Origin of the sequence: Salmonella sp. NW645, assembly GCF_051703725.1 — a bacterium.
GTDB classification, from domain to species: domain Bacteria; phylum Pseudomonadota; class Gammaproteobacteria; order Enterobacterales; family Enterobacteriaceae; genus Salmonella; species Salmonella enterica.
The window spans coordinates 83475-107335 of the sequence record NZ_JAMMKR010000006.1; the positions used below are offsets into that span (position 1 = coordinate 83475).

Below are 23861 nucleotides of genomic sequence, written 5' to 3' on the forward strand. Positions count from 1 at the left end.
AAGCGCCGCCGGCATCGGGATTTACAACCGCACCGGATCAATATGCCAGATATTTTCGGCATACTCTTTGATGGTTCTGTCCGATGAGAAGTAGCCCATATTGGCAATGTTGAGCATCGCTTTCGTCGTCCACTCTTCCGGGCGACGATACAACTCATCCACCTTATCCTGGCAGTCCACGTAGCTGCGGTAGTCCGCCAGCACCTGATAGTGATCGCCAAAGTTAATCAGCGAATCTACCAGATCGCGGTAACGGCCTGGCTCTTCCGGATTAAAGACGCCGCTACCAATCTGCGTCAGTACCTGATGTAGCTCTTCATCTTTTTCATAATAGTCGCGAGGCTTATAACCCTGCCTGCGCAACGCTTCCACCTCTTCGGCAGTATTACCGAAGATAAAGATATTCTCCTCGCCGACATGCTCCTGCATCTCTACGTTCGCGCCATCCAGCGTACCAATGGTGAGCGCGCCGTTCAGGGCAAATTTCATATTACTGGTGCCGGAAGCTTCTGTTCCTGCCAGCGAAATCTGCTCAGACAGGTCGGCAGCGGGAATGATCACCTGCGCCAGGCTGACGCTGTAGTTCGGGATAAACACCACTTTCAGCTTGTCGCCAATCTGCGGATCGTTGTTAATCACTTTCGCCACGTCGTTGATCAGATGAATGATATGTTTTGCCATGTAATAGGCGGAAGCCGCCTTACCGGCAAAAATATTCACCCGCGGCACCCAGTCGGCCTCCGGATTTTCTTTAATGCGGTTATAGCGGGTAATGACATGCAGTACATTCATCAACTGCCGCTTGTATTCGTGAATACGCTTAATCTGCACGTCGAATAACGCTTTAGGGTTCACCACCACATTCAGTTGTTGCGCTATCACCACCGCCAGCCGTTTTTTATTTTCCAGCTTCGCCTGACGCACCGCATGATTGACCAGCGGATAATCACAATGCTGCTTCAGCTCGCTGAGCTGACTAAGATCGGTACGCCAGGTACGACCAATATTCTCATCCAGCACGTCAGACAGCGGCGGGTTTGCCAGCGCCAGCCAGCGGCGCGGCGTAACGCCGTTAGTGACGTTACAAAAACGGGTCGGAAAAATCTTCGCAAAATCCGCGAACAGCGACTGCACCATCAGGTTGGAATGGAGTTCAGAAACGCCGTTGACTTTATGGCTGACCACCACCGCCAGCCAGGCCATCCGTACCCGGCGGCCGTTCGACTCATCAATAATCGACGCGCGTCCAAGCAGGCTGGTATCGTTGGGATATTGCTCCTGCAACGTTTTCAGGAAATAGTCGTTAATCTCGAAGATAATCTGCAGGTGACGGGGCAGAATTTTCCCCAGCATATCGACGGGCCAGGTTTCCAGCGCCTCGCTCATCAACGTATGGTTGGTATAAGAGAAGACCTGACAGCACACCTCAAACGCGTCGTCCCAGCTAAATTTATGTTCATCAATCAGCAGACGCATCAGCTCCGGAATTGACAGCACCGGATGGGTATCGTTGAGGTGAATGGCGATTTTATCCGCCAGATTCTCATAGGTTTTATGCAATTGATAATGACGGTGCAGGATATCCTGTACCGTCGCCGAGACCAGAAAATACTCCTGGCGCAGGCGTAGCTCTCGTCCGGAATAGGTGGAATCGTCCGGGTAGAGCACCCGTGAAACGTTCTCAGAGTGGTTTTTATCTTCCACCGCCGCAAAGTAGTCGCCCTGGTTGAATTTACCGAGGTTGATTTCACTACTGGCCTGCGCATTCCACAGCCGCAGTGTGTTAGTGGCGTCGGTGTCGTAACCGGGGATAATCTGATCATACGCGACGGCCAGAATCTCTTCCGTCTCAATCCAGCGCGCTTTTTTACCTTCCTGCTGAATGCGCCCGCCAAAAAGCACCTTATAGCGCGTATTGTGGCGCTTGAACTCCCACGGGTTGCCATATTCCAGCCAGTAATCCGGAGATTCTTTTTGCCGCCCGTCGACAATATTCTGCTTAAACATGCCGTAATCGTAGCGAATGCCATACCCGCGACCCGGTAATCCTAGCGTCGCCAGCGAGTCCAGGAAGCAAGCCGCCAGCCGTCCTAAGCCGCCGTTGCCAAGCCCTGGGTCATTCTCTTCATCGATCAGCTCTTCGAGATCTAAGCCCATGGCCTCCAGCGCGCCTTTAACGTCGTCATAAATGCCCAGCGAGAGCAGCGCGTTAGAGAGGGTACGACCAATCAAAAACTCCATCGACAGGTAATAAACCTGCCGGGTTTCCTGCGATAATTGGGCTCGATTAGAACGCAGCCAGCGCTCCACCAGACGATCGCGCACCGCGAACAATGTGGCGTTCAGCCATTCATGTTTATTGGCAATGACCGGGTCTTTACCAATCGTAAACATCAGCTTATAGGCAATAGAATGCTTAAGCGCCTCAACGCTGAGTGTGGGCGATGCATAAGTAAACGGAGCATTCATATAAATGATTCCTGGATGACTATTTCAAGCGATAGTACAGCTCGCGGTATGATTTCGCGGCAACTTGCCAGCTAAAATCCATCGCCATCGCCTGCCGTTGTACAAACCGCCAAAGCGAAGGCCGTGACCACAACACAAAAGCACGCCGAATCGCGCGTAGCAACGACCAGGCGTTACTGTCTTCGAAGACAAAACCGCTGGCGATACCGTCCGCCAAATTTTCCAGCGAACTGTCGGAGACCGTATCGGCCAACCCCCCGGTACGCCGCACCAGAGGCAGCGTGCCATACTTTAAGCCATATAACTGCGTTAAGCCGCACGGTTCGAAACGACTGGGCACCAGAATGACGTCCGCGCCGCCCATAATGCGATGCGAGAAAGCTTCGTGATAGCCGATCTGTACGCCAACCTGCCCTGGGTGTTCCGCCGCCGCCGCGAGGAACCCCTCCTGAAGCACCGGATCGCCCGCGCCGAGTAGCGCCAACTGCCCGCCCTGCTCCAGCAGCCCCGGTAACGCCTCCAGCACCAGATCCAGACCTTTCTGGTTGGTCAGACGGCTTACCACGGCGAACAGCGGCACTTTGTCGTTAACCTTCAACCCCATCGCAATTTGTAGCTGACGTTTGTTTTCCGCCTTCTCTTCCAGGGTATCGCGCGTGTAGCGCGACGCCAGCAGCAGATCGGATTCCGGGTTCCAGATCTTCTCATCCACGCCGTTCAGTATGCCGGACAAGCGCCCTTCCAGATGACGCTGACGCAGCAGGCCTTCCATACCATAAGCAAACTGCGGTTCGGTAATTTCACGCGCATAGGTCGGGCTCACCGCCGTAATATGGTCGGCATAGTACAAACCGGCCTTCAAAAAGGAGAGTTGTCCGTTGAACTCCAGCCCATGCATATTAAAGAATGACCACGGCAGTTCGATGTCATCCATATGCTTTGCATAAAACATGCCTTGATAGGCCAGGTTGTGTACGGTAAAGACCGATTTCGCCGGCCGCCCGCGCGCCGCCAGATAGGCGGGCGCCAGCCCGGCGTGCCAGTCATGGGCGTGCACCACGTCGGGGCGCCAGAATGGATCAAGTCCGCAGGCCATTTCACAGCCGACCCACCCTAACAGGGCAAAGCGCAGCACGTTATCGGTATAAGCATATAAATTCGTATCGTGATAGGGACTGCCTGGACGCTCGTACAGATGCGGCGCGTCGATCAGATAAATGCCCACGCCGTTATAATGCCCGAACAGCAGCGATATCTTACCGGCGAAAGTATCGCGGCGGCTCACCACATGCGCATCGGGTATCCCCCGACGGATATCGGGAAACCCTGGAAGCAGAACGCGAACATCAACACCATCCGCAATTTGTGCCGCAGGCAACGCGCCTATCACATCCGCCAGCCCCCCAGTCTTCAGCAGGGGGAACATCTCTGAACATACATGTAAAACCTGCATTATCGCTCCTGTTTGACCTGCAGTTTGCGCAGCATTTCACGCGTGACCAGTACAATACCTTCTTCTGAACGGTAGAAACGACGAGCGTCCTCTTCCGCATTTTCACCAATCACCATGCCTTCCGGGATAATACAGGCACGGTCAATAACACAGCGACGTAAACGGCAGGAGCGCCCTACCCAAACCTCAGGTAACAACACTGCCGAATCAATATTACAAAAAGAATTTATTCTCACCCGTGGGAAGAGCACAGATTGCACCACCACCGAACCGGAGATAATGCAGCCGCCGGAGACCAGCGAGTTCAGCGTCATACCGTGGCTACCGGAGCGGTCCTGCACGAATTTCGCAGGCGGTAGCGATTCCATATGCGTACGGATAGGCCAGTTCTGGTCATACATATCCAGCTCCGGCGTCACCGAGGCTAAATCCAGGTTCGCCTTCCAGTAAGCTTCCAGCGTACCTACATCGCGCCAGTACGGTTCGGCTTGCGGATCGGACTGCACGCAGGAGAGCGGGAAAGGATGCGCGTAAGCCATACCTTCGCGGGTGATTTTGGGGATAATGTCTTTACCGAAATCGTGGCTGGAAGCGTCATCTTTATCGTCTGCCGCCAGCAATTCATACAGGTAATCGGCGTCAAAAACGTAAATGCCCATACTGGCCAGCGCTTTGCTGGCGTCACCAGGCATTGCGGGGGGATTCGCCGGTTTTTCGACAAAATCAATAATCTTGTCGCTTTCATCGACCGCCATCACGCCGAACGCCGTCGCTTCTTTGATTGGCACCGGCATACAGGCCACCGTGCAACGCGCGCCCTTTTCAACGTGATCGATCAACATACGCGAGTAGTCCTGCTTGTAGATATGATCGCCTGCCAGGATGACGACATATTCCGCTTTATAGCGACGAATAATATCCAGGTTCTGGGTCACCGCGTCTGCCGTGCCGCGATACCAGTTTTCGCCCTTCATACGCTGTTGAGCTGGCAGCAGATCGACAAATTCGTTCATCTCTTCGCTAAACAGTGACCAGCCGCGCTGAATATGCTGCACCAGCGTATGGGACTGATACTGAGTGATCACGCCGATACGGCGAATCCCGGAGTTCAGACAATTAGATAAGGCGAAATCGATGATGCGGAACTTCCCACCAAAGTGGACGGCTGGTTTGGCGCGTTTGTTCGTTAAATCTTTTAGACGCGTGCCGCGGCCGCCAGCCAGGATTAGGGCAACAGATTTCAGTGGCAGCTGGCGCGCCAACATTACACGATCGTTCTTCTCTAAACTCACCATGATTAACTCCTTTTTTATCCTCTCTGGAACACACACAGTCCATGCGCAGGTCCCTGCCAGACCGCCGTTATCACCGGATTATCCTCTCCAGCGAATGGGGGAACGGCGCGCCATTCCCCTTCGGGTAAAACTATATCTGTCACCTCAAGCGTGGCATTTATCGCAATCAGAAAACGGTCCGACAACAGAATTTGCATCAGCTTAGGCCCGTTTTGCCACTCATCCGCACTCAAGGGTTGCGCGTTTTTATTCAGCCAACGCACGTTGCCATCGCCTTCTTCCCACCAGCTATTGCCGGTTAAAGCCGGTATCTGCTGACGCAAACGAATCAGCGCGGCGGTAAACGTGGTTAACCCACGGTTTGCCTGCTGCCAGTCCAGCCAGGTTAAGGCATTATCCTGACAGTAGGCGTTATTGTTGCCGTGCTGGCTATGGCCATGTTCATCGCCTGCCAGCAGCATCGGCGTTCCCTGAGAGAGCAGTAGCGTCGCCAGCAGGGCATGAATGCTGTCGCGCCGCCGCTCCATTAAATCAAGCGGACCGCCTAATCCTTCTTTACCATGATTGTCGCTGTAATTGCTGTTGGTGCCGTCGCGATTTTCCTCACCGTTCGCCTCATTGTGTTTCTGATTGAAACAGACGCAGTCCCGGAGCGTAAAACCGTCATGCGCCGTGAGCAGATTGACAGAGGCGCCGGGCGTGCGGCCATTGCGTTTAAACACATCGCTGGAAGCGGCGAAACGACAGGCAAATTCCCCCGTCGTCAGGTTACGCGGCAACCAGAATCGGCGGGCCGCATCGCGAAAATGATCGTTCCACTCGGCAAACGGTGGCGGAAAATTCCCGACCTGATAGCCGCCCTCGCCAATATCCCACGGTTCAGCAATCAGCTTGACCGTTGATAACACAGGACACGCTTTAATCGCGGCGAACAGCGGCGCATCCTGGCGAAACGTCGGCGTGCGCCCCATGACGGACGCCAAATCAAAACGAAAACCATCGACATGACAGGTTTCCACCCAATAGCGCAAACACTCGCACGCGTATTCCACCACGCCAGGATGGCTTAAATTGAGCGTGTTGCCGCACCCCGTCCAGTTGTGATAATCGCCATCGTCCCTTATCCAATAATAGCTACGGTTATCAATTCCGCGCAGGGAGAAGGTTGGACCGTCCAGATCCAGCTCGGCGCTATGGTTTAATACGATGTCCAGAATGACCTCAATCCCCGCGCGATGCAGCGCTTTCACCGCGTCGCGAAACTCGTCCAGCGCCGTCTCGGGCGAACTGGCCCAGGCGGGATGCAGCGCGAACATCGCCATCGGGTTATAACCCCAATAATTGGTCAGTCCCATACGTTGCAGGCGCGGCTCGCTGGCAAACTGCGCCACCGGCAACAGTTCCAGCGCCGTAATGCCAAGCTGTTTGAAATACGCCACCATGACCGGATGACCGAGCGCTTTATAGGTGCCGCGTATCTCCTGGGGGAGTTCCGGATGCAGGTAGGTCAGCCCTTTGACATGCGCTTCATAGATGACCGTTTTTCCCCACGGCGTGCGCGGCGCGGCGTCATCTTCCCAGTCATAATGGTCGCTGATTATCACGCTTTTCGGCGCCACCGCCGCGTTATCGCGGTAATCCGGTTCATCGTGTCCGCCGTGCAACAGCGGATGATCTTTTAGTTCGCCCTCCACCCGGCGCGCATAAGGATCAAGCAGTAACTTCGCCGGATTAAACCGATGCCCCTGCGCTGGCTGCCACGGGCCATGTACGCGATAGCCATAGCGCAAACCAGGCCTGGCGCCTGCCAGATAACCATGCCAGACATCGCCGCGACGTCCTGGCAGGTCATAGCGGCGCTCATTCCCTCGGGAATCAAAAACGCACAGATCTACGCGCTCCGCATGGGCGGAAAAGAGCGTGAAATTCACGCCATGACCGTCATACGTTGCGCCATGCGGCGTTGCTTCGCCGATCGCAAGCTGCGTCATTCCCCCTCCCGCATCAGCCAGATCGTCGCCAACGGCGGTAACGTCAGGCTAAGAGAGTGCTGACGGCCATGGCTTTCGATCTCATCGCTGTGCACCACGCCGCCGTTGCCGGTGTTGCTACCGTGATAATGTATCGAATCAGTATTGAGAATTTCACGCCAGCGTCCCGGCTGGTTGATGCCAAAACGGTAGTCGTGGCGAGGAACGGGCGTAAAGTTGCTGGCGACGATGATCTCGTTACCGGCTTTATCACGGCGTACAAAAATCAGTACCGAGCGTTCATTGTCATCGACCACCAGCCACTCAAAGCCGTAAGCATCAAAATCCAGCTCATGCAACGCTTTATGGTGGCGATAGGTGTGGTTGAGATCGCGTACCAGACGCTGAACCCCGTGGTGCCAGTTATCGCCCCCCTCCAGCAAGTGCCAGTCGAGGCTGGCGTCATGGTTCCACTCGCGTCCCTGGGCAAACTCATTCCCCATAAACAGCAGTTTCTTGCCGGGGAAGGCCCACATCCAGCCATAGTAGGCGCGCAGGTTGGCGAATTTTTGCCACGCATCGCCCGGCATACGATCGAGAATGGATTTCTTGCCGTGAACCACCTCATCGTGCGACAGCGGCAGAACAAAGTTTTCGGTATGGTTGTACAACATACCAAAGGTCAGCTTGTCGTGATGATACTGGCGGTACACTGGGTCCAGCTTCATATAGTCCAGCGTGTCGTGCATCCAGCCCAGGTTCCACTTGTACCAGAACCCCAGGCCGCCCGTTTCCGGTGGACGCGTCACGCCAGAGAAGTCTGTCGACTCTTCCGCCATGCTGACCGCGCCGGGCACCTGCTCGCCAATAATGCGGTTGGTATTACGCAGAAACTCAATGGCTTCCAGGTTTTCACGACCGCCGAACTCGTTCGGTATCCACTCGCCCTCTTTGCGGCTGTAGTCGCGGTAGATCATAGAGGCCACCGCATCGACACGCAGCGCATCAATCCCAAAACGCTCCATCCAGTACAGGGCGTTACCCACCAGATAATTACTGACTTCACGACGACCATAGTTGTAGATCAGCGTATTCCAGTCCTGGTGATAGCCCTCGCGCGGGTCGCTGTGCTCATAGAGGTGGGTGCCGTCAAACTCCGCGAGGCTAAATTCATCGGACGGGAAATGGCCCGGCACCCAGTCGAGAATGACGTTAAGGCCCGCCGCATGGGCCGCATTGATGAAATAGCGGAAGTCGTCCCGCGTACCAAAGCGGCGGGTCGGCGCGTAGAGGCCGGTCGGCTGGTAGCCCCAACTGCCGTCAAACGGATGTTCGTTGACCGGCAAGAGCTCAAGGTGCGTAAAGCCCATCCATTTGGCGTAAGGCACAAGCTGATCCGCCAGCTCACGATAGCTCAGCCAGAAATTGTTATCCGTATGGCGGCGCCATGAACCTAAATGCACCTCATAAATCGAGATCGGCGCATCAAACTGATTGGCTTTTTGTCGTTCTTCGCTTGGCGTCACTTTCTCCGGCAGTCCGCAAATCATCGACGCCGTTTCCGGACGCATCTGCGCCTCAAAAGCATAGGGATCGGCTTTAATGCGCAGATTACCGTTCGCATCAAGCAGCTCGAATTTATACAGTTGTCCATTATGCGCGCCGGGGATAAACAGCTCCCAAATACCGCTCTCTTTGCGCAGACGCATCGGGTGGCGACGCCCATCCCAATAGTTGAATTGCCCGACAACCGAAACGCGACGAGCATTAGGCGCCCAGACGGAGAAACGGGTGCCGGTGACGCCATCCATCGTATCGGCGTGCGCGCCCAGCGTTTCATAAGGACGCAGGTGGGTGCCTTCCGACAATAGCCAGGCATCCATTTCCTGTATTAATGGACCAAAACGGTAAGGATCGTCGATGAGGTTCTGCTGTCCGTGCCAGGTCACGGCGAGCTGATAGCGAAAGAAATTTTTACGTCGGGGTAAAACGCCGCAGAAAAAACCGCGAGCGTCGAGACATTCCAGTTTGCCGACTTTACGTCCGGTTTTGGGTTCAATCACCCATACGTCGGTGGCGTCAGGTAATAGGGCGCGGACTTCTAGTCCGGCTTGGGTCTGGTGCATTCCGAGTACGGAAAAAGGGTCCGCAAAATGTCCTGCAATTAGCGCATTAATCACGTCTCTATCGATACGACTGGACATGGTTTGTCATCCTGTTTTGTGGCGTCACTCCATCTCACTGAATTCAACATCAGGTAGTGACACTTCTTTGACCTGAACGGCGCAGCACACTGTGCATCCTATCTGCGTCGTCCTACCTTCAGGTTAGGCTTAATACCCGTGGGATTAAGCTACCCTTAAAGAATAGCCAATGCTCTGCTTAACTCCTGATAAAAATGAAACATCTGCGTTTACTCCTGTATTACGCAAAAAAAGGGTGACGATGCACCCCTGGTTTAACACAAATTTCCCCGCCGGATGGCGGCGCTAACGCGCCTTATCCGGCCTACAGAACCACACGCAGGCCCGATAAGCGCTGCAATAGCCACTACGCCAACTGGCGCAGCATTCGACGCAGCGGCTCGGCGGCGCCCCATAACAACTGGTCGCCTACGGTAAACGCCGACAAGAACTCTGGCCCCATGTTCAGCTTACGCAGACGACCAACCGGCGTAGTCAACGTGCCGGTCACCGCCGCCGGGGTTAATTCGCGCATAGTGATATCACGATCGTTCGGCACCACTTTCGCCCACGGATTATGTGCCGCCAGCAGTTCTTCCACCGTCGGAATGGATACCTCTTTTTTCAGCTTAATGGTGAACGCCTGGCTGTGACAGCGCAGTGCGCCGACGCGCACACACAAACCATCAACCGGGATCACAGAGGCAGTATTGAGGATCTTGTTGGTTTCCGCCTGGCCTTTCCACTCTTCGCGGCTTTGGCCGTTATCGAGCTGTTTGTCGATCCAGGGGATCAGGCTTCCCGCCAGCGGTACGCCAAAGTTATCAACCGGCAGCTCGCCGCTGCGGGTCAATGCCGTAACTTTGCGTTCAATATCAAGAATTGCGGAAGACGGCGTCGCCAGTTCATCGGCGACATGGCCATACAACTGACCCATTTGGGTTAACAGCTCGCGCATATGGCGCGCGCCGCCGCCGGAGGCGGCCTGATAGGTCGCGACGGATACCCAGTCAACGAGATTATGGGCAAAGAGACCGCCCAGCGACATCAACATCAGGCTAACGGTACAGTTACCGCCCACAAAGGTCTTCACGCCATTGTTCAGGCCGTCGGTAATCACGTCCTGGTTGACCGGGTCGAGAATAATAATGGCATCATCTTTCATGCGCAGCGTAGAAGCCGCGTCAATCCAGTAACCTTGCCATCCGCTTTCGCGCAGCTTTGGATAAATTTCGTTGGTATAATCGCCGCCCTGGCAGGTCACGATGATATCGAGCGCTTTTAGCGCATCCAGATCAAAAGCGTCCTGTAGCGTGCCGGTGGAGGTGTCGCCGAAGGTGGGCGCCGCCTGTCCAAACTGGGAGGTAGAAAAGAAAACAGGGCGAATAGCGTCGAAATCGCGCTCCTCTACCATGCGTTGCATGAGAACAGAGCCGACCATTCCGCGCCAGCCGATAAAACCAACATTTTTCATAGTGTTTTTTTCCTGCAAAGAGATGTGCTGTGTATGCGCGCCAGTATCCTGTGGCGCATCCTTCACCATACAAAAAGCAGCCAAAGTCGCAAGTGAAATTAATCAATGATAGCGAAGCCATCAGTAATGCGACTTATCCTGCCTTACCGCGCAAGCAGAAAGTCCAGTGGCGATTATCAGGGAATTTGCGTTAGGAAGGGAATCATTTCCGTCGCTGTTTTATTGATCCTAATTATGGATCAGCGTAGAAATTTGCCTGCTTTTATGCGCGTACTGAAACATGGCGAGGCAAAATGTCGTTGGGCGATTGCCATGCACACCTCAATAAAAAAACCGGGTAGCGATTACGCCTTACCCGGCTTACGGTGTCGATATGTGCCCGTTTCCAGGCCCGGTAAGCACAGCGCCACCGGGCAACAAGACTCAGCTCAGCAGTTGGAAAGCAATCATTCCGACAATCGCGCCGACCGTGCCGAGGATAGTTTCCATCATCGTCCAGGTCTTCAGCGTCTGCGCTTCGGTCGCGCCGGTAAATTTACCGAACAGCCAGAAGCCGGCGTCGTTAACATGAGAAACCACAATTGAACCGCCGGCGATACAGATAGAGAGCGCCGCCATCTGCGCGCCGGAGAAATTCAGTTGCTCAATGACCGGCATAACCAGACCGACCGCGGTTAAACACGCCACGGTCGCGGAACCCTGAATGATGCGCACCGCCGCCGCCAGCACAAAGCAGGTAATGGCAATCGGCAGCCCCATGCCGGTTAACGCTTCGCCCAGCGCCGGGCCGACGCCGGAGTCAACCAGTACCTGTTTGAACACCCCGCCTGCGCCAATCACCAGCAGAATAATGCCCGCCGGTTGCAGCGCGTGGCCGCAGATTTCCATCACTTTGTCTTTCGGCATCCCCTGACGCATCGCCAGGCCGTAAATCGCTACCAGACAAGCGACCAGAATCGCAGTGAAGGGGTGGCCGATAAACTCAAACCATTCGTAAGCGGTGGAACCTTCCGGCACAAAACGCGCGGCGATCGTTTTCAGTCCTACCAGCACCAACGGCAGCAGGATCAGCGACAGGCTGAAGCCGAAAGAAGGCATTTTGCCTTCGCCCAGATGCGGCTCGGTAATGTCGTCAGGAATACGCAGCTCAACGTAACGGCTGATAAAATTCCCCCACAGCGGCCCGGCGATAATCATGCCAGGAATGGCGGCGCACAGCCCAATCAGGATCATCCAGCCGAAATCAGCATGCATCTGGGAAGCCAGCAGCATCGGCGCAGGCCCAGGCAACAAAAACGCCGCGGCTGCCGCCACGCCCGCAAACAGCGGAATGACCAGCTTCACCAGGTTTGTGCCGGTATGACGCGCCATTGAGAACGCCACACTTATCAGCAGCACAATCGCCACTTCAAAGAACAGCGGGAGCGCGCAAATCAAGCCGGCCAGGCCAATCGCATAGTGCGCGCGGTTATGGCCAAAGGATTTAAGCATTTTCACGGCTATCTGATCGACCGCGCCGGTTTCATGCAGAATCTTGCCAAACATCGCCCCCAGCGCGACCACAATCGCCAGGAATCCCAGCGTGCCGCCCATCCCTTTTTCCATGGTCGCGGCGATTTTATCAAGCGGCATCCCTGAAAAAAGCCCCGCGCCCATCGAGACGACCATTAACGCGACGAAGGCGTGCATACGCGCCTTCATCACGAGAAACAGCAGCAGTAAGACGGAACCGACGGCGGTTAAAACCAGTGTTAATGTACTCACAGCGTACTGCCTTTATTGATGACCTCAATGGTGCTCGCCACGACGCCTTCCAGCGGCTGGTCGATATCCACCACCAGAACATCGCGTTCGTCGGCACCCGGCTCTTGCAGCGTTTCAAACTGCGTCACCAGCATCTGGGTTTTGAAGAAATGACCTTTGCGCGCTTTCAGACGGCTTTCAATGACGTCGAAATCACCTTTCAGATAGATAAAAGAGAGGTTCGGGTTTCCCTCGCGCAGCAGGTCGCGATAGTGTTTTTTCAATGCGGAACAGACAATCAGCGAGATTTTATTGGTACGCTGCATCGCGAAAGCGGCGTCGTTCAGCGCCTGCAACCACGGTTTGCGGTCATCATCATTCAACGGCTCGCCGGAGGCCATTTTTTCAATATTGCAGCGCGGATGCAGAAAATCGCCGTCCAGAAACGCGGCATGAAGCTGATGCGCCACGGCGCTTGCGACAGCGGATTTACCGCTGCCTGATACGCCCATCAGAACGTAAACGTGGTGATCATGATTAGTCGTGCTCAAAGCGGGCCCCCACTCTACAAGTTGCAAAATTTGTTACGGGTAACTGTTATCGGTAACATTGTCCAACCGCACCATTCACGACGCAATGACCATTCGTGCCAAAAGTGAATAAGTGTGAGCTACTTCAAAGTTGTCAGACTAAATAGATCCGCCCGGTGACAAGGTGAAACCTAAATCTAACATTTTCGGCGTGACCGTTTCGCCGCGAATGCGGGCCAACAGGCGTTCCGCGCCAATGCTGCCCATTCGCTCGCGCGGCGTCAGGACGCTTGCCAGACGCGGTTCCATCACCTGGCCGATGTCATGACCGTGGAACCCGGCGATCGCCATGTCGTCCGGGATTTTTAGCCCCAGGCGCTGGCATTCGAAGGCCGCCCCCACCGCCAGGTCATCGTTGGTGCAAAAAATACCGTCAAGCTGTGGGTATTCGCGTCGCGCCTGGCGCATGAGTTCGATACCGGAAGAGTAGGATGAAGATTGCTCCATCATCACACTGTAAGGAACCAGGCCTGCGTCCCGCATCGCCTGTTCATAGCCCTTCTGCTTGATGATAGTACGTTCGTCGAGGCGCGCCCCCAGATAGGCGATATGACGATGACCACGCGCGATAATCGCGGCGGTCATCTGACGGGCGGCCTCGAAGTTGTCAAAACCGACGGCAATATCGAGACATGGCGACTGGCTGTCCATCAGTTCCACCACCGGAATCCCGGCGACTTCGATCATTTTTAAGGTGCGCGGCGTATGGGTACGCTCAGTGAGGATCAGGCCGTCGATATTCCAGGAGAGCATCGATTCCAGGCGCTCCTGCTCCATCTCCGGTTTATAGCCGTAGTGCGCCAGCATGGTTTGATACCCGTGGGCATCGGTGACAGCCTCAATACCGCGTAACACTTCCGCAAAGACCTGGTTGGTTAAAGACGGCAGCAGAACGCCAATGGCGCGGCTGGTGGCGTTGGAAAGAATGTCAGGCGCGCGATTAGGAATGTACCCGAGCTCATCAAGCGCAGCCGCAATTTTACCCCGCAGCGCGACGGAGACCTGCTCCGGATTACGCAAAAAACGGCTGACCGTCATTTTGGTCACGCCCACACGGTCGGCCACATCCTGAAGTACGGGTCTTTTCTTTTTCATCGTCCTGAAAGGTATAAAAGGGATAGATTTGCCCAGTTTACCACGGACGTGCGGAATTAATGACAAACGATGAAAAGCCGGATGGCAACGCTTTCGCGTCTTATCCGGCCTACAAAAGGTTACAGCACGTTAAACTGGCGGCAAGTCAAACAGCAACACTTCACTGTCGCTGTCGGCATGAATCGAGATTGCCTGCTCATCCCAAATCGCCAGACCATCGCTGGTGGTGGCTTTAGTACCGTTAATGGTCACGTTACCTTTTACCACCTGGATCCAGACGCGGCGCTCAGCGGCAATCTGATGCACCGACTGCTCATCTTTGAGCAGCGCCCAGCGGTACAGCTCCATATCCTGGTGGACCTTCAGCGAACCATCGCGAGCATCTGGCGAAAGCACCAGTTGCTTGCCCTGCGCGGCGTCGAAGCGACGCTGTTCGTAGCGCGGCGTGATGCCGGTTTCTTGCGGAATGATCCAGATCTGGTACAGCCGCAGACGATCCGTTTTGCTCGGGTTGTACTCGGAGTGGCGAACGCCGGTCCCGGCGCTCATAATCTGGAATTCACCTGCCGGAACCTGTTCTTTATTGCCCATACTATCCTGGTGTTCTACGGCGCCTTCCAGCACATAGGTCAAAATTTCCATGTCTTTATGCGGATGCGTGCCGAACCCCTGGCCTGCGTCGATCACATCGTCGTTAATCACACGCAGCGCCGAGAACCCCATAAAGTTCGGATCGTAATAATCGGCAAAAGAAAAGGTATGCCAGGAGTCAAGCCAGCCATGATTCGCATGACCGCGGTCGTTTGCTTTGCGTAAGTAGATCATTGTGTTCACCCCCAGATGTTTTCGATGGAATAAGTGTGGACTCATTCCGTCCGGGATCATAGAGGGTGAAAATTGACTCCTCTGTTCAAAAAATATGAATAAGCGCAGAGGAGTCTGCAAGGGCTATTTAGCGAGGGTTATCGTCGCAGGCGTTGCCTGTTCGAAAGCACGTTCGAGGATTTCCAGGTTGGTAAGAACTTCAGATTCCTTGACGTAATTAGGCGTACCGACGGTCAACGTCTGGTACAGCGCATCATAAACACGACCATAGTCACCCGTTTCCGGTTTCACCTCTTCTTTCACCGTAACACCGTCATCGTTAACATATTCCAGCACGCCGACGGATTCGTCAGCGGCGAAACCGGGTTCACCGGGCATAATGTTCGCTTTCAGGCTGGTTTCTTGTTGATCGATACCGTACTTCACAAACGAACCTTTAGTCCCATGCACGATAAATTTCGGGTAATCAATTTTCACCAGGTGGCTGGTTTTAACGATAGCCTTCAAATCGCCATAAAATAGTTGCGCTTCAAAGGTGTCATCCGGATTCGCTTTATTACGCAGGCTACGAATGTCATACGCGACATGATCCGGGCGGCCAAATAGCGAAATAATTTGATCCATGGTGTGGACGCCAAGTCCGTAGAAAGCGCCATCTTGCGGCAGGCCCGGTTTGGTTTCCGCCACGGGTCGGTAGTAGTCAAAATGGCTTTCAACTTCGACAATCTTGCCCAGTTTCCCGCTCTCAATCGCTTTTTTAGCCGTGAGAAAACAGGAATCAAAACGCCGATTCTGATACGGCGTAACGGTCAGTCCTTTGCTTCGCGCCAGGTCGAACAACACTTTTGCCTGCGCCAGCGTCGGCGTGAAAGGTTTCTCAACCAGCACATTTTTACCCGCTTCCAGCGCGCGTTTGGCGTATTCGAAATGGCTGTCAGCATGCGTACAGACGATCACCAGTTTTACCTGCGGATCGCCCAACACCTCATCCAGATCGCTTGTGAAGTGAATATGTGAATACTGCGGCGCCTGCTCTTCCGGTTTAGCGTGACGACGGAAAATATGCGCGACATGCCAGGTATCTTTCCGATTCAGAACATAGGGGAGATGGTAACGGGTGGTACTTTTGCCGAATCCAATAAATGCGCAGTGTAAGGTCATGAGACGATCCTTTTGAAGATGATTGTTTACACCATAGCGCAAAGCGTGAGGAGACTGAATGTTGGATTCTTTGACGGTGGCGGAGAAGACTTTTCGGGCCTACAAAAGCAGATGCCTCAAGATCGGCCGTCGGCGTCGCGGTCAGTTTGTTCACGGCAAGCGCGCAGGGCCCGGAGCGTACTAAATGTACGTGAGGAGCACGAGCACTTCCCGGGGACAAAATGACAAGTAAGCCAGGCTGAAACAAAACCCAAAAAAAAGCCAGCAAAAGCTGGCTAAAGTAATACTGGAAGCAATGTGAGCAATGTCGTGCTTTCAGGTTCTCCGTAGGGGTTCCCCTGAACGCAAGGCAATAATAATCATTCTCATTCGCACTTGTCTACTTCTTTTTGCAAAAAAATGCGGTTGACGGAATTTTCTTTCTCAGCGAGTGTAAATACACAATTACCCCTGCAGGAGATAAGGAATGAGTGAAATAGTGATACGCCACGCTGAACCGAAAGATTACGACGCCATTCGTCAGATCCACGCCCAGCCGGAGGTGTATCACAACACGCTACAGGTTCCTCATCCTTCCCTCGAAATGTGGCAGGCGCGGCTAACCGAGCAAGCCGGGGTTAAACAACTGGTTGCCTGCATTGACGATATTGTCGTTGGCCATCTTTCTATTCAGGTCACCCAACGTCCTCGCCGCAGCCACGTGGCCGATTTTGGTATCTGCGTGGATGCCCGGTGGCACAATCGCGGCATTGCCAGCGCGCTGATCCGCACGATGATCGACATGTGTGACAACTGGCTGCGCGTCGAGCGTATCGAGTTAACGGTATTTGTTGATAACGAGCCCGCGGTGGCGGTGTATAAGAAGTACGGCTTTGAAATCGAAGGCACCGGTAAGAAATACGGCCTGCGCAACGGTGAGTACGTTGATGCGTACTTTATGGCGCGCGTGAAATAGCGCTTCCCCGCCCCACCCTGTGGGGCGAAACGTCACAAACCTTCACAACATTCCAGTTATTGCAACCTACTTCCCCTATATCAAAACAATAACCACCTGAATTTCATGGTTATTACCACTTTAAGCTTTATCACCGTTTTTTCCGTAATTTTAGCAATATTAATATTACATTTTTGTTTTTTTTTGGTTTCTGCCATCACTTTATGGTGACAATCACAACAATATACTCCTCCCGGGACTAATTTAACCACGGTGAGGTAAAAAATGAAATTTGAACGCCATCATAGAATATTGAAGGAACTCAGTATTTCGGGAGTTGTAAAAGTTTCAAATCTGGCGAAAAGTCTCAAGGTAACAAAGGAAACTATTCGTTCAGATCTCAATGAACTTGCCGGACAGGGATATCTTACTCGCTGTCATGGTGGTGCATTTATTACCCTTGATTCTCTTGATAACGTCGCAAAAAATGAAATTGCTTATGTGCTGGAAAAATATGAATCAGCGCAGAAAAATAAAAAAGGTCTCTCTGCCATGAAAAATAATGTATGTGTTATTGGCTCGTTCAATGTTGATATTATCAGTTATCTACCGAGATTACCCTCAACGGGAGAGTCATTGCTTGCCGATAAATTTATTTTTTCACCCGGCGGTAAGGGATGTAATCAGGCATTAGCAGCAAGCTATGCCGACTCTGATGTGCATTTTATTACTAAAGTCGGCTCAGATCATTTTAGTGATTACGCCATTAATTTTATAAACTCATCAAAAATCCATAAAAGTGTTATCTACCAGACCAAAGAAACACAAACAGGTACAGCAACCATCATGGTGAATGGAGATACCGGAGATAACGTCATCGCTATCTACCCTGGCGCCAACATGACAATTTCCCCTGATGAAATCACCATTCAGAAAGAAGCCATTATTCATTCAGATATTGTTCTTGTCCAACTGGAGACGAATTACGAAGCGCTGCAGCAAACAATTCGTCTCGCACAAAAAAATGACATACCGGTCATCATCAATCCAGCGCCATACAATGACATGGTTAACACTATCATTGATAACATTGACTATATTACGCCAAATGAAACGGAAGCAGGCCTGCTGGCCAATATGGCGGTTAATGATATCGAATCAGCCAAATGCGCGGCCAAAATTATTCATCAGAAAGGCGTCAAAAATACCATTATTACATTAGGTAGCAAAGGTTCGCTTGCTTATGATGGCACACAATTCATCTATTCCCCGGCATTTCCGGCAGTTGTAAAAAATACTGCGGGAGCGGGTGACGCTTTCAATGGCGCCCTCGCATCTGGTCTTGCAAAAGGAAAGTCACTGGCATCCGCATTGTGCTACGCCAGCGCATTTGCCTCACTTGCGGTTGAAACGCCTAATGCCTCTGATATGCCGGAAAACGACTCCGTTCTTCATCGTATTCAGGGTTCACATTACAAACAAACTATCTCTACTCACTAAATCAAGGAGCAGACTATGAACAATACGCAGAAAAAACTAAAGGTGCTCTTTATTGGAGAATCCTGGCATATTCATATGATTCATTCAAAAGGTTATGACAGTTTCACCTCCAGTAAATATGAAGAAGGCGCTACATGGTTACTGGAATGCCTGAGGAAAGGCGGCGTTGATATTGATTACATGCCTGCCCACACGGTACAAATTGCCTTTCCAGAGAGTGTTGACGAATTAAACCGTTACGATGTGATTGTTATTAGCGACATTGGTAGTAATACCTTCCTGTTGCAAAACGAGACATTTTATCAGCTAAAAATAAAACCAAACGCTCTGGAGTCCATTAAAGAGTACGTCAAAAATGGCGGTGGACTACTCATGATTGGCGGTTATCTGTCATTTATGGGTATTGAGGCAAAAGCCAATTATAAGAACACCGTTCTTGCTGAGGTTCTGCCAGTTATTATGCTTGATGGCGATGACCGGGTAGAAAAGCCCGAGGGTATCTGTGCTGAGGCTGTCTCACCTGAACATCCTGTTGTTAACGGATTCTCAGATTATCCGGTATTTCTTGGATATAACCAGGCCGTCGCCAGAGACGATGCCGATGTCGTATTAACAATAAATAATGACCCATTGTTAGTGTTCGGTGAATACCAACAGGGTAAAACCGCCTGCTTTATGAGTGACTGCTCCCCACACTGGGGAACCCAGCAGTTTATGTCATGGCCGTTTTATACCGACCTGTGGGTCAACACGCTTCAATTCATCGCCAGAAAATAAAAAACAATGGAGTAACGAAAGTTACTCCTTTTATAAAATATAAGGATTGATGTATGAACAAGAATAAGTACTCAACCCCCTTACTGATGCTTGCCACCATCTTAGCCGGTATGCTTTCCCCGATGCAGTCTGCCGTTAATGGGCAGTTAGGACATTGGTTACAAGACGGTAATGCTTGCGCAGTAATCTCGTTTGCCAGCGGTCTGGTCGTCATGTTTTTTATTATTATTGCGCGCAAAGAAACACGCCAGCAATTCGCCTCAATCCCTACTCTGATTAAAAAGAGAAAAATCCCGCTATGGAATTGGTTTGCAGGATTATGCGGGGCGATGGTCGTATTTTCTGAAGGCGCATCCGCCAGCGCACTGGGCGTTGCCACCTTTCAAACGGCATTAATTTCCGCCCTGCTCCTTTCCGGCCTGCTGTGCGACCGTTTTGGCATCGGTGTGGAGGAGAAGAAATATTTTACGCCATGGCGCATTACTGGCGCATTGTTCGCCGTTATCGCCACCATTTTTGTCGTGTCGCCACAGTGGCACTCAACCTCGTTTATCCTGCTCGCTATCCTCCCCTTTTTGGCAGGGTTACTCGCTGGCTGGCAGCCTGCAGGGAATGCGAAAGTCGCCGAGGCAACGGGCTCCATGCTGGTGTCCATTACATGGAACTTCATCGTCGGCTTTTGTGTCCTGGGCGCGGCGCTGGCGATACGTATCGCATTAGGCCATGTCACCATCCAGTTACCCGATACATGGTGGATGTATCTCGGTGGTCCGCTGGGTCTGCTGTCCATCGGGCTAATGGCGATTCTGGTGAGAGGCTTAGGGCTATTGATGCTGGGCGTAGCGTCAACAGCAGGCCAACTGCTTGGCTCAGTGCTAATTGATGAATTGATCCCTTCATTAGGCAATACGGTCTACCTGGTCACCATCATCGGTACGCTGTTCGCGTTAGTCGGTGCGATTGTGACCACCATCCCTGAATACAGAGCATCCAAAATGGCGCAAAGAATAGAGGTGTCAGAATGAAAGGTTTCCTGCAAACCGTAACAGGCCCGGTGGCGCATACGGATATGGGGCTGACGCTACCGCATGAACATCTGTTTAACGATCTGTCTTCGGTCGTAGACGAGCCACATTATGCTTTTTCACAGCAACTGGTGGGAAAGAAAGTCAGTGCTGACCTGCAGTGGGGGTTGAAACACGACCCATACTGCTGCGCCGATAACATGGACCGCAAAGAGATTGATGATGTTATCTTCGAAATCAATAACTTTATGTCTTTGGGCGGCAGGACGATTGTCGACGCCACCGGTTCAGAATCCATTGGGCGGGATGCCTCAGCGCTACGAGAAGTTGCCTTAAAAACGGGTTTGAATATCGTTGCGTCATCCGGACCTTATCTGGAGAAATTTGAAAGTACCCGGATCCATAAACCTGTTGAGCTGTTAGCCTCACTCATTGATAAAGAACTGAATCAGGGTATTGGCGAGACGGATATTCGCGCTGGCATGATCGGTGAAATCGGTGTATCCCCCGCGTTTACCCAAGCGGAGCGTAACAGCCTGCGGGCAGCGTCTCTGGCACAATGTAACAACCCCCACACGGCGATGAATATCCATATGCCAGGGTGGCTGCGACTGGGTGATGAGGTGCTGGATATCGTGCTGGAAGAAATGAACGTCTCTCCGGCAAAAGTCTCGCTGGCGCATTCGGACCCTTCAGGAAAAGATGTCGTCTATCAACGTAAAATGCTCAACCGTGGCGTATGGCTTGAATTTGACATGATTGGTCTGGACATCACCTTCCCAAAAGAAGGTGTCGCGCCGGGCGTTCAGGAGACCGCAGATGCAGTAGCGAATCTGATTGCACTGGGTTACGCCGACCAAATCGTTTTAAGCCATGATGTTTTTCTCAAACAGATGTGGGCGAAAAATGGCGGAAATGGCTGGGGGTTTGTCCCGAATGTCTTCCTCGCCTATCTGGCTGCTCGCGGAGTAGACAACGATACTCTGCGCAAGCTTTGTATTGATAATCCAGCCCGATTACTCACGGCATAATCTGCAAATAGCCCGGTGTCTGACACCGGGCCTGGAATTAAAAATCAGTATCCCGCCGTTAAATCATCCACCGAACGCGGGTCAGACGCGCCGTACAGTTCGCCATCCGGTCCAACCATAATACTTTGGGTGCTGCCCATCGCTTCTTTCAGCGCGACTTTCTGCCCTTTCTGTTCCAGCAACTTCAGCGTATCGGGGCTGAAGCCCTTTTCTACCCGCAGTTCGTCCGGCAACCATTGATGATGGAAACGCGGCGCGTTGGTCGCTTCGGCGACGTTCATGCCAAAATCAATGCTGTTCACTACCATTTGCAGCACGGTAGTGATGATTCGACTCCCGCCAGGGCTGCCGGTCACCAGCCAGGTTTTGCCATCTTTAACGACGATAGTCGGCGACATCGACGACAGCGGACGCTTCTTCGGACCGACCGCGTTAGCATCGCCGCCCACCAGGCCATAAACATTAGGTACACCGGGTTTAGCAGAAAAATCATCCATTTGATTATTCAGCAGAATACCGGTATTTCCCGCCACAATTCCTGTGCCGAAGGTGGTGTTCAGGGTATAGGTCACCGCCACAGCATTGCCGTCTTTATCCACCACCGAGAAGTGGGTGGTCTGGTTGCTTTCATACGGGGCGAGCTTGCCCGGTTTGATCTGACTGGAAGGTTTTGCCTTATTAATATCAATTTGATCGGCCAACGTTTTTGCATAGGCTTTGTGGGTCAGCGCCTGCCACGGCACTTTCACAAAGTCCGGATCGCCCAGATACTCTGAGCGGTCAGCGTAGGCATATTTTTCCGCTTCCGCCATGATTTGCATGGCATCGGCGCTGCCAAAGTCGTACTTCTTCATGTCGAAATTTTCGAGGATATTCAGGATCTGTACGATGTGAATACCGCCCGAGGATGGCGGCGGCATGGAGAAGACCTGATACCCGCGATAGTCACCACTGATTGGCGTACGCTCAACGGCTTTATAGCTGGCTAAATCCTCTTTGGTCATCAGACCGCCGTTCTTCTGCATTTCCCCGGCAATCTGGTCGGCAATCGCCCCTTTATAAAACGCATCCGGGCCGTTTTCGGCAATCATTTCCAGGCTTTTCGCCAGATTCTTCTGGACCAGCTTATCGCCTTTTTTCAGCGGCTCGCCGTCTTTCCAGAAAATGACTTTGCTGTTCTCATGATTAGGGATCACTTCGCTGCCGTAAGTTTTTAAGTCGTCGGCCAGCGCATCGTTAACCACAAAACCCTCTTCCGCCAGCTTCATCGCCGGACGCACCACTTTATTCAGCGGCATCGTGCCGTATTTCTCCAGCGCCAGCGAGAACCCCGCCACGGTACCCGGCGTACCGGATGCCAGATGCGACGTCAGCGACTTTTTCGCATCGGCGTTACCCTGCTCGTCGAGGAACATATCACGGGTCGCGCCAGCAGGCGCCATTTCACGAAAATCGATCGCCGTGGTAGCGCCATCTTTAGTGCGCAGCAGCATAAATCCTCCGCCGCCCAGATTCCCGGCTTGCGGATGCGTGACAGCCAGCGCATAGCCCACGGCGACGGCGGCATCCACGGCATTACCGCCCTGCTTTAAGATATCCACGCCAACCTGCGTCGCCATTGCATCCACGGACGCCACCATCCCTTGCGTCGCCCGCACAGGATGAAAGACATCTTCTTCAACACCATAGGAGACTGGCGGCGCGACGGGAGGATTGGCCACCGCGCTAAACGTCCCCCCGGCCAGCAGAGCGGCGATCGCCACCCAGCGCATAAACGTTGGTTTCATCGTTGTTTTTCTCCAGATAAATGGGTGTATGTCCCGTTTAATCCTGGTCCACAACGCTTAAAAAATCATCATCATGGCGAAATAGAGGTACACTTAAAAAGAGGCCTCATCGGGAGGAGACGACAATGAAACGCTTACTACTTATTACGGCTTTGTTACCCTTTGCTGTATTGGCCCAGCCAATTAACACTATGAATAATCCTAATCAGCCAGGTTATCAGATCCCCAGCCAGCAGCGTATGCAGACGCAGATGCAAACGCAGCAGATTCAGCAGCAGGGTATGTTGAAACAACAGATGCAAACGCAGGCGCGCAGCCAGCAGCAAAATCTACAGTCGCAGTTGAATGCCAATACGCAGCGGGTTCAGCAGGGACAGCCGGGCAACGGTATGCTCGGTCAGCAAACGCTGCCCAATACGCAGGGCGGAATGCTCAGCGGCAGCGGAAATCCGGACCGGATGCTAAACCATTCCCAGCCAATGTTGCAGCAGGGCAGCGGGACGCCGCAGCCTGACATCCCGCTGAAAACCATCAGCCCTTAAAACTGAC

At 52.9% G+C, this 23861-nt stretch carries 18 protein-coding genes and 1 pseudogene; 7 read left to right on the forward strand and 12 right to left on the reverse strand.

Translation table 11 applies throughout. From position 1 onward, the window contains the following. Nucleotides 1–21: 21 nt before the first annotated feature. The 6 genes from glgP to asd all read right to left on the reverse strand — a co-directional run bounded on the left by glgP (nt 22) and on the right by asd (nt 10844). Nucleotides 22–2469 carry a glycogen phosphorylase gene (glgP, locus tag NA389_RS14165; RefSeq protein WP_000993424.1) on the reverse strand — a complete coding sequence of 816 codons (2448 nt, stop codon included), beginning with the start codon at nt 2467–2469 and terminating at the stop codon, nt 22–24. Nucleotides 2470–2488: 19 nt separating this feature from the next. Next, on the reverse strand, nt 2489–3922 hold the full coding sequence (gene glgA, locus NA389_RS14170) for a glycogen synthase GlgA (RefSeq protein WP_001197669.1): 1434 nt from the start codon (nt 3920–3922) through the stop codon (nt 2489–2491). Further along, complete coding sequence (glgC, locus tag NA389_RS14175; protein WP_000253994.1) at nt 3922–5217, reverse strand: glucose-1-phosphate adenylyltransferase; 1296 nt, start codon at nt 5215–5217, stop codon at nt 3922–3924. The genes glgA and glgC overlap by 1 nt, the downstream gene beginning before the upstream one ends. Before the next feature lie 14 nt (nt 5218–5231). Continuing rightward, entirely contained in the window at nt 5232–7208 is a 1977-nt protein-coding gene (gene glgX, locus NA389_RS14180; protein ID WP_000192471.1) for a glycogen debranching protein GlgX, read from the reverse strand. Continuing rightward, a complete protein-coding gene (gene glgB, locus NA389_RS14185) occupies nt 7205–9391 on the reverse strand; it encodes a 1,4-alpha-glucan branching enzyme (protein ID WP_000098551.1) in 2187 nt (728 codons plus the stop codon). The genes glgX and glgB overlap by 4 nt, the downstream gene beginning before the upstream one ends. Before the next feature lie 346 nt (nt 9392–9737). Continuing rightward, complete coding sequence (gene asd / locus NA389_RS14190) at nt 9738–10844, reverse strand: aspartate-semialdehyde dehydrogenase (RefSeq protein WP_000799940.1); 1107 nt, start codon at nt 10842–10844, stop codon at nt 9738–9740. A gap of 126 nt (nt 10845–10970) precedes the next feature. On the opposite strand from asd, the pseudogene NA389_RS14195 reads away from it, so the two are divergent. After that, nucleotides 10971–11345 (forward strand): annotated as a pseudogene (locus NA389_RS14195) (MarC family protein); the annotation flags it as partial. Here NA389_RS14195 and gntU read toward each other — a convergent pair. The 5 genes from gntU to NA389_RS14220 all read right to left on the reverse strand — a co-directional run bounded on the left by gntU (nt 11268) and on the right by NA389_RS14220 (nt 16258). Continuing rightward, entirely contained in the window at nt 11268–12608 is a 1341-nt protein-coding gene (gntU, locus tag NA389_RS14200) for a gluconate transporter (RefSeq protein WP_000105950.1), read from the reverse strand. The pseudogene NA389_RS14195 and the gene gntU sit on opposite strands and share 78 nt — an antisense overlap. After that, nucleotides 12605–13138, reverse strand: a complete 534-nt coding sequence (gntK, locus tag NA389_RS14205) for a gluconokinase (RefSeq protein ID WP_000108342.1) — start codon at nt 13136–13138, stop codon at nt 12605–12607. The genes gntU and gntK overlap by 4 nt, the downstream gene beginning before the upstream one ends. A 138-nt stretch (nt 13139–13276) precedes the next feature. Further along, the gene (gene gntR, locus NA389_RS14210; RefSeq protein ID WP_000730239.1) at nt 13277–14272 is read right to left on the reverse strand and encodes a gluconate operon transcriptional repressor GntR; all 996 of its coding nucleotides are present in this window, start codon (nt 14270–14272) and stop codon (nt 13277–13279) included. A 129-nt stretch (nt 14273–14401) separates the two neighbouring features. After that, nucleotides 14402–15097: a pirin family protein gene (locus NA389_RS14215; RefSeq protein WP_000639789.1), complete on the reverse strand. Its 696-nt coding sequence runs from the start codon at nt 15095–15097 to the stop codon at nt 14402–14404. Between the two features lie 123 nt (nt 15098–15220). After that, entirely contained in the window at nt 15221–16258 is a 1038-nt protein-coding gene (locus NA389_RS14220) for an oxidoreductase (protein WP_000172402.1), read from the reverse strand. Nucleotides 16259–16724: 466 nt separating this feature from the next. Between NA389_RS14220 and yhhY the strand changes: the two genes are divergently transcribed. The 5 genes from yhhY to NA389_RS14245 all read left to right on the forward strand — a co-directional run bounded on the left by yhhY (nt 16725) and on the right by NA389_RS14245 (nt 21525). After that, nucleotides 16725–17213 (forward strand): N-acetyltransferase, encoded by a 489-nt coding sequence (yhhY, locus tag NA389_RS14225; protein ID WP_001290279.1) that lies wholly within the window; start codon nt 16725–16727, stop codon nt 17211–17213. A 264-nt stretch (nt 17214–17477) separates the two neighbouring features. Beyond that, on the forward strand, nt 17478–18692 hold the full coding sequence (locus NA389_RS14230; protein WP_000667447.1) for a PfkB family carbohydrate kinase: 1215 nt from the start codon (nt 17478–17480) through the stop codon (nt 18690–18692). Nucleotides 18693–18707: 15 nt separating this feature from the next. Continuing rightward, nucleotides 18708–19469, forward strand: coding sequence for a glutamine amidotransferase (locus NA389_RS14235; RefSeq protein ID WP_001066515.1), 762 nt, complete (start codon nt 18708–18710; stop codon nt 19467–19469). Between the two features lie 53 nt (nt 19470–19522). Beyond that, nucleotides 19523–20494: a DMT family transporter gene (locus NA389_RS14240; RefSeq protein WP_001038948.1), complete on the forward strand. Its 972-nt coding sequence runs from the start codon at nt 19523–19525 to the stop codon at nt 20492–20494. Further along, entirely contained in the window at nt 20491–21525 is a 1035-nt protein-coding gene (locus NA389_RS14245) for a phosphotriesterase family protein (RefSeq protein ID WP_000675712.1), read from the forward strand. The genes NA389_RS14240 and NA389_RS14245 overlap by 4 nt, the downstream gene beginning before the upstream one ends. A gap of 44 nt (nt 21526–21569) precedes the next feature. Here the strand turns inward: NA389_RS14245 and ggt are convergent, their stop codons facing one another. Then, the gene (gene ggt, locus NA389_RS14250) at nt 21570–23312 is read right to left on the reverse strand and encodes a gamma-glutamyltransferase (RefSeq protein ID WP_000805104.1); all 1743 of its coding nucleotides are present in this window, start codon (nt 23310–23312) and stop codon (nt 21570–21572) included. Nucleotides 23313–23437: 125 nt separating this feature from the next. Between ggt and NA389_RS14255 the strand changes: the two genes are divergently transcribed. After that, complete coding sequence (locus tag NA389_RS14255) at nt 23438–23854, forward strand: DUF2756 family protein (protein WP_000826042.1); 417 nt, start codon at nt 23438–23440, stop codon at nt 23852–23854. Nucleotides 23855–23861: the final 7 nt, after the last annotated feature.